The sequence below is a fragment of the Herbiconiux daphne genome (assembly GCF_024979295.1).
GTDB classification, from domain to species: domain Bacteria; phylum Actinomycetota; class Actinomycetes; order Actinomycetales; family Microbacteriaceae; genus Herbiconiux; species Herbiconiux daphnes.
In genome coordinates, this window is sequence record NZ_JANLCJ010000189.1 from 1 (window position 1) to 966 (window position 966).

At 44.0% G+C, this 966-nt stretch carries 1 protein-coding gene; it reads right to left on the reverse strand.

What is annotated here, in order from left to right:
• Window positions 1-827, reverse strand: an 827-nt coding sequence (locus N1032_RS24000; RefSeq protein WP_259542966.1) for a hypothetical protein, incomplete at its 3' end; no start/stop codon positions are given.
• Window positions 828-966: the final 139 nt, after the last annotated feature.

A 966-nucleotide genomic window follows, 5' to 3' on the forward strand; every position in this document is an offset into this window, starting at 1 on the left:
GCATCAACCAAGTTTAAATACTTGTGGATGTTATTGTGGTTTGCGTATTGAGATTCGATTGTATCAGTGGCGTAGTTCCACTGTAATCCGCGGTAACGGTCGTCGAACAGATAAGCTGAATTTCCTACCCATTCACGTTCACGACGATAACCACGCTGAACTGACCAAGGTTGCTGATGATAACGGGGCCATTCATCTTCGACTTCATCGCAATGAATCATCTTAATGAGAGCTTGTTTACCAAAGCAATCTGGATTAATCCAGTTGTATTCACTCAACCATTGGTCGCCCCAAGTACGAGCACCAAACACACCAATGTCACAATTGATAAGGTGTGCCAGAATAACCGCAGCACGAGGACGATAACCTTGATTACGGAAATGTCGATACGTGAAACAGTTATTACTGTAGTTGGCTAAGTTACGGAACAACATCAATGCCAAGATGATTTTATCAGCTTTGTGGCGTTTGATATGTGCTCTTACTACACCCAACAATGGATGAATGGTAATAACACCTTTCAACAGTGGAAGGTCATTATACAGCTCTTTCATTTCCTGCAAGAACAGACGAGCACCTTCCACCTGAGGGTCTTTACCTTCCTGTGACCATGCTGGATTCCAATCCCTTTTAATTTCAGGGAAAGGCCATGACCACATTGGGTGCATATTGTTTTTGATGTGGAATTGGATAAATGCTTGCTGGTTTGCTGGACGAGCTTCCAGTTCACCACCACCCCAACCACCACTGGCCATTCCACCAAAACAGATGGAATTCCTTGCCAATTTGCGTCCGTCCTTGAACACTACGTCGTAGCGGACGCTCATAATTAAATCAACTCCTCAAGTTTCTCAACAAGGAACGGAATCACAGCATCAGTGTAACCATAATTACTACGGAAACCATCAAGCAGTTCTGTCCAGTTTGGAGAATTTTCCCAGACACTTTTGTCTGTCACGAGAGTCG